Raw genomic sequence first — 5,773 nt, 5'->3', positions numbered from 1 at the left:
GGCCAAAAGCGTGCCGGGTTGACGGGGCTGGGTTGCCGGGTTGACGGGGCCGGGCTGCCGGGTTGACGGGGCCGAGCTGCCAGGATGACGGGGCCGGGCCGGGACAACGGGGCTGCGCCGACCTGCGCTGTCGACCTCCGTTCGACTCAGTTGTAGGACTCGGCAACCCCGTCGAGCAGCCGCTCGAGGGTTTCATAGCTCGGCATATCGACCACATCGATGAGCTGCGGCGTGACCGGCACTCGGTACTCGTCCGCGATCTGGGTGAACCGCGCCGGATCGGTGGTTCGGAACCCGTACTCGGCCGCGAGCTGCTGCAACTCCGGGTCGGTGGACAGCACTGCGCCGAGGCGATCGCCGTCACCGTTCAACGGCACAACGGTGTGCTGCGACATCACCGTCGGCGACGGGTACAGCAGCACCATGTCCGGCCGCAGCTGTCCGTGCACGGCGGCATCCACGAACTGGGATTCGTAGATCCAGACCAGGGGAGTGGTGCCCATACCGGTGGCCAGATACTCCTGGAACGGGCCATCGGAGCTGTTCTCGGTGTAACCCTGGCGGGTGAACAGCCGCGAAACCCGGGACAGGGCATGGTTTTCGGCCGCGGTGCCGCGCACAATCGAATTCTCGTTCGCCACATGGGCCGCCACCGACAGATACATGGCCGCCGAATTCGAGGTGCGCGGATCGGTGGTGGAGATCAGCACATGCTTGCGGACCGGGTACACGGAATTGTCCGGCAGCTCATCCCATTGCGTTCCGCGCTCCACCATATCGAGGTACTTCCCCATATCGAGGATCGGCGTCGGGCCGGGCGTAACCACCCCCGCCGCGACCAATAGATCCACAATCGGCTGGAACGTCGCGATAGCCATCGGCGAGGAGAACGGCGTGTACTTCCCACTCACGCCGCTCTGCCGCTGAATCCTTTCCGCCGCAGCCGCACTCGACGGGAACGCGAAGTCGTAGCGCGTGAGATCCACGGAGGTGGCGATCTGCCGCGACCCCGCCGGATCCACCACCACCTGCAACCCGTGCCCATCCAATGCCGCCACCACTCGCGGATCCGCGAAGAACGCCGTCTTCTCCGACCCCACGACGCCCCGCACGGCCGTCACCTCGGCGGGAGCCGCGGTCACCGCCCCCGGCTCCGACCCACCCGACCCGACGGCGACAGCGCCACCGACAACCACCACAACGGTAGCGGCAACCCCCGCCAACACCCGCCTATCCCGAACAGCCGCCCGCCAGCCCCCACCCCGAACCGGCTCCGTCACCCGCCGGGAAGCGTCAGCGAACCCACCCTGAGCCGAATCTCCCTTGCTACCGGTGGATTCCACCCCACTCTCACCGACGGCGAACTCCCGATCGCCCGCGGCGGTCTTCGCGCCGGACTTCACCTCGCCCCGAGTCTCCAACTCCCGCCGCACAATCCGCTCGACCAGGATCGGCACGAACTCCCGAATCCGATGCCCGTCGAACCGCTTGCGAACCGCCCCCACCACCGCCTCGACCCGCTCCGCCGAATGCGCCTCCCCGTACGCATCCACCAACCGCTCCCGAACCTGCCTCAGCGCTTTCTCCTCGCGCCCGGTATCAACAGCCACCACCATCTCCTCAACCATGCGTCGGATCGACTGCGCGGCAGCAAACCGCTCTACCGACGCGCCCCCCAGCTGTCTATCCCCACCGTCGAAACATCAAGCATCCAAAGGGTGTTCGGCGGTTGAACGGGGCGCGAGGACTGCTGGTCACTACCGGGAACCGAGGCCGAGATGCCATCAGCCATCAGCCGCCGTCACCCTTCGTCATTCCGGCGTGCTTTTGGCCGGAATCCACACCCGCGCAGTAGTGGATCCCAGCCAAAGCGCGCCGGGATGAGGGGGAGGCAGGCGACATCGCGGGAGAACTTCGGTAGTCGCGGGTCTGCCGTCAGGGCTGTCCCGGGAAGGCGACGGTCACCGGATCGGTGCCGAGAATGGCCTGCCAGTTCGCCAGGCGCAGAGCGGATTCGGTGAGGGCTTCGATGCCCGTCAGACGGATATCGGGGGAGTCGGCGCGTTCGACGACCGAGCGCCAGGCATTGGCCGCGTCGGTCTCGACCGCCACGGCGAGTTTCGCGGCCGGGATGGGGTCGTTCACGACGAACGGCGGCTGATAGGCGGCTTCGGGGGCCGGGGCGGCGGCATTGCGGGATTCGAGCAGATCGATGGTGGCGTCGCGGCGGGCGCGATGGGCGGCGGCGTATTCCGAAACCAGTTTCAGGCGTTCCGGATTGGCGTAGGCGGTAATCACTCCGTAGGCGTAGACAGCGGCGTACTCGGCGCTCAACGCGGCGGTGAGCGCCTGATTATCGGCATTGGTCATGTAAGGAGGACTCCCACGTGGGTGGCGCAGGCGGCGCTGATGGAGGCCAGCAGGGCGGCGCGGTAGCCGGACAGGGTGGTCGCCAGATCGGCGGCGGACTTCTGGGAATTGGTCAGACCGGTGCGCAACTCGCCCACCGAGGGCGGTGTGGCGGGGGCGGCGGGGGTGACCGGCGCGACCCGGTTGCTCGGTGTGGTGCCGTCACCGTAAACGCCTATGACGCGGTCGATTTCGGTGCGCAGGGTGTCGGCGTGCGCGGTCCGCTGGGTGGCGATGGTCCGCAGCGCCGCGGCGCGGTCGGGGGCCGCGGCAATGGCGGCGGTGGCCACGAGCGCGTCCGAGCGGGCCGACAATTCCTGGGCGACAAGCGGATCGGGGGTGGCCGGGGCATCCTCGGCGCAACCGGCGACCGCACCCAGCGCGACGACGGCGAGCGCGCCACCACCGGCGAAGCGCAGCATCGCACGACGGTCGAGGGCGGGCGTCGGTGAGCTGGACCACGACACCGGGAGGTCCGGTGCGACCGTGACTTCGGCCGCATGACGGCTAGGACTGCTGGGCACGGATACATGGTGCCAGTCCACCGAGCCACTTCGCCGAACCAGTCCCCTCCGATAGGGTGTGATCTCGGTCGATATCCGCCACCACCGGGCGCGTCGCACTGGACACGCCGACAGTGCGGCTCGGCCAACCAGGCGAAAGCCGAGGCCGTTCGCTGGTCCTTTACACTCTTTCAGCGCGTTACGCTAGACCTTTGACAGGTATTTCGCCGTGGCCGCCGCCGCCAGCACCGATACCTACAACTCAACCCGTCACAACTGAACCAGGAGCCGCCCCACCATGCCGATGCCGACCGAGGAAAGGGTGAGCCAGCTAGTTGCTGGGCTCGTCGAACGCCGGGGGTTCGACCTAGAAGGCGTCGCGATCGCGGCCGCGGGTACCGAGTCCAAGGTGAAGGTGGTCGTCGACAGCGACGGCAGCACCGACCTCGACGCCGTCGCCGACCTGAGTTCGGATATCTCGGAAGCCCTCGACGCGGCCGGCGACTTCGGCGAGACCCCGTACGTCCTGGAGGTCACCACCCCCGGTATCGATCGCCCCCTCACCACACTGCGCCACTGGCGTCGCGCCCAGGGCCGCAAGGTGAAGATCATGCTCCGCGACGGCGCCGAAGCACCGGAGGGCAAACCCAAGTTCGAGGCTCGCGTCGGCGCCAGCACCGACACCGAGGTGGCCCTGGTACTCGGCGGCAAACACAAACCGCACCGGGTGACGGTACCGCTCGCCGATATCGAAACGGCCGTCGTCCAAGTGGAATTCAGCCCACCCGGCGCGGCCGAGCTGGAACTGGCCGGGGGAGTAGCACCGGGCCGTCCCAAGCCAGGTGCTCGGGAGGAATCCGAAGCAGAAGCAGCAGCAGTTTCGTCGACCGAAGGGATCGTGGAATGAACATCGAAATCGAAGCCCTGCGCGCGATTGTCGCGGATAAGGGAATCTCGATGGAGACCGTGATCTCCGCGATCGAGTCCGCACTACTGACCGCGTACCGCCACACCGACGGCCACCAGGCCAATGCCCGCATCGACATCAACCCCAAGACCGGTGTGGTCCGGGTGATGGCCCGCGAGCTGGACGCCGACGGCAATGTCATCTCCGAATGGGACGACACCCCAGAGGGTTTCGGCCGCATCGCCGCCACCACTGCCCGCCAGGTGGTGCTGCAGCGGCTGCGTGACGCCGAGAACGAGAAGTCCTTCGGCGATTTCTCCACCCATGAGGGCGAGATCGTCGGCGGCGTCGTCCAGCGCGACGCCCGGATGAACTCCCGCGGCACCATCGTGGTCCGCATCGGCAGCGACGCGCACGGCACGGAGGGGCTCATTCCGCCCGCCGAGCAGGTGCCGGGCGAAACGTATGAGCATGGCGACCGCGTCAAGTGCTACGTGGTCGGCGTCTCCCGCGGCCCGCGTGGCCCGCAGATCACCCTCTCGCGCACCCACCCGAACCTGGTGCGCCGCCTGTTCGCGCTCGAGGTTCCCGAAATCGCCGACGGTTCGGTCGAAATCGTGGCCGTGGCCCGCGAGGCCGGACACCGCTCCAAGATCGCCGTCAAATCCACCGTGCAGGGCGTCAACGCCAAGGGCGCGTGCATCGGCCCCATGGGTCAGCGCGTGCGCAATGTGATGAGCGAACTGGCGGGCGAGAAGATCGACATCATCGACTACGCCGAGGATCCGGCCACCTTCGTCGGGAATGCCCTGTCCCCGTCCAAGGTTGTCTCGGTGACCGTCGTGGATCCCGAGGCGCGGGCCGCCCGGGTGGTGGTGCCGGACTTCCAGCTGTCCCTCGCCATCGGCAAGGAGGGCCAGAACGCCCGGCTGGCCGCCCGTCTCACCGGCTGGCGCATCGATATCCGCAGCGATGCCGCACCGGACGTGGCGAGCGGCACACGGTCGGAGGCACAGCGCAGCTGACCGTCGGCGACAGGGCACTGCCCCGAGGCCGCTGATCGACCGGAGAAAACCGTTCGACCAGGAACGTAATTCGTTCGACACCCACACCGGTCTGCGGTAGACCGGTGTGGTCGGCACGGGTGGAACAGCGCCTCGGATGACATGTTGGTAACTTCCGAGGGGGACGGATGCGGAGATCGGGACACCACGGAGGTAGAGTTGACGCAGGCTCAGCGCGAGTCTTCGACTTCCTTGCGCTCGGCGGGTGTGCGGAACGAAGCAAACGCACCCGTGCGGACGTGCGTCGGATGTCGCAGACGAGGGCTGGCCGCCGACCTGTTGCGGGTCGTGGCGCAGAAAGCTGAAGATGAGCAGCCAGCTGCGGTTGTTCCTGATCCGCAGCGCAGACTTCCCGGACGGGGTGCCTGGTTGCACCCCGTTGCGGCATGTCTGAGCACAGCGGTTCGGCGCCGAGCATTCGGCAGAGCACTACGAGTGTCCGGAAATCTGGATATCTCAGCCCTGGAGCATTACGTAGAGAACAGGCACGAGCACTCATGAGCACACAGTGAAATCCCAACGATGATCGACCATCGGAAATAATCTGAGGTCGTGCGGGCTCCCCGTCACCTAACGACGGACGGAATGTCACGCTCGGCCTCTCAGTAGAGGAGAGCAGTGGCAGGCAAGGCCCGCGTGCACGAGTTGGCGAAAGAACTCGGTGTAACGAGCAAGGAACTACTCGCAAAGCTCAAGGAGCAGGGCGAGTTCGTGAAGTCGGCGTCCTCGACGGTGGAAGCACCCGTCGCACGCCGTCTGCGCGAATCGGTCGCGGCGAAGAGCGCCCCGGCAAATGGGACCGCGAGCAAGGACGGCGCGAAGCCCGCTGCCGGCCAGGGCCCGCGCCCGGGCACCAAACCGGCCGCCGGTGGACCGCGTCCCGGCCCCCG

7 protein-coding genes are annotated in these 5,773 nt (G+C 67.3%); 4 read left to right on the top strand and 3 right to left on the bottom strand.

The window, feature by feature from the left end:
• Positions 1-146 precede the first annotated feature (146 nt).
• The 3 genes from NU1_RS22495 to NU1_RS22485 form a co-directional block, all read right to left on the bottom strand.
• Positions 147-1,616 carry a three-helix bundle dimerization domain-containing protein gene (locus tag NU1_RS22495; RefSeq protein ID WP_212761805.1) on the bottom strand — a complete coding sequence of 490 codons (1,470 nt, stop codon included), beginning with the start codon at positions 1,614-1,616 and terminating at the stop codon, positions 147-149.
• A gap of 319 nt (positions 1,617-1,935) precedes the next feature.
• Positions 1,936-2,370 carry a ferritin-like domain-containing protein gene (locus tag NU1_RS22490; protein WP_067523812.1) on the bottom strand — a complete coding sequence of 145 codons (435 nt, stop codon included), beginning with the start codon at positions 2,368-2,370 and terminating at the stop codon, positions 1,936-1,938.
• On the bottom strand, positions 2,367-2,933 hold the full coding sequence (locus NU1_RS22485; protein WP_245720253.1) for a hypothetical protein: 567 nt from the start codon (positions 2,931-2,933) through the stop codon (positions 2,367-2,369). Before NU1_RS22485 ends, NU1_RS22490 begins: the two co-directional genes overlap by 4 nt.
• Positions 2,934-3,210: 277 nt before the next feature.
• Between NU1_RS22485 and rimP the strand changes: the two genes are divergently transcribed.
• From rimP to NU1_RS22470, 4 genes are all read left to right on the top strand, one after another.
• On the top strand, positions 3,211-3,819 hold the full coding sequence (gene rimP / locus NU1_RS22480; protein WP_067523808.1) for a ribosome maturation factor RimP: 609 nt from the start codon (positions 3,211-3,213) through the stop codon (positions 3,817-3,819).
• Entirely contained in the window at positions 3,816-4,844 is a 1,029-nt protein-coding gene (nusA, locus tag NU1_RS22475; RefSeq protein WP_067523806.1) for a transcription termination factor NusA, read from the top strand. The genes rimP and nusA overlap by 4 nt, the downstream gene beginning before the upstream one ends.
• Positions 4,845-4,985: 141 nt before the next feature.
• Positions 4,986-5,384: a YlxR family protein gene (locus NU1_RS40555; RefSeq protein WP_084521713.1), complete on the top strand. Its 399-nt coding sequence runs from the start codon at positions 4,986-4,988 to the stop codon at positions 5,382-5,384.
• A 117-nt stretch (positions 5,385-5,501) separates the two neighbouring features.
• Positions 5,502-5,773, top strand: a 272-nt coding sequence (locus NU1_RS22470; protein ID WP_157552836.1) for a translation initiation factor IF-2 N-terminal domain-containing protein, incomplete at its 3' end; no start/stop codon positions are given.

The sequence above is a fragment of the Nocardia uniformis NBRC 13702 genome (assembly GCF_001613345.1).
Taxonomy (GTDB): Bacteria; Actinomycetota; Actinomycetes; order Mycobacteriales; family Mycobacteriaceae; genus Nocardia; species Nocardia uniformis.
Note: the sequence above shows the minus strand (reverse complement) of the source record. Positions and strands in the feature narration are given on the sequence as shown.

What these genes read in the sequence shown, in the direction of transcription:
- rimP (WP_067523808.1), top strand. Translation starts at nt 3,211, where the DNA reads ATGCCGATGCCGACCGAGGAAAGGGTGAGCCAGCTAGTTGCTGGGCTC.
- NU1_RS22495 (WP_212761805.1), bottom strand. Translation starts at nt 1,616, where the DNA reads ATGGTGGTGGCTGTTGATACCGGGCGCGAGGAGAAAGCGCTGAGGCAG.
- NU1_RS22490 (WP_067523812.1), bottom strand. Translation starts at nt 2,370, where the DNA reads ATGACCAATGCCGATAATCAGGCGCTCACCGCCGCGTTGAGCGCCGAG.
- nusA (WP_067523806.1), top strand. Translation starts at nt 3,816, where the DNA reads ATGAACATCGAAATCGAAGCCCTGCGCGCGATTGTCGCGGATAAGGGA.
- NU1_RS40555 (WP_084521713.1), top strand. Translation starts at nt 4,986, where the DNA reads ATGTTGGTAACTTCCGAGGGGGACGGATGCGGAGATCGGGACACCACG.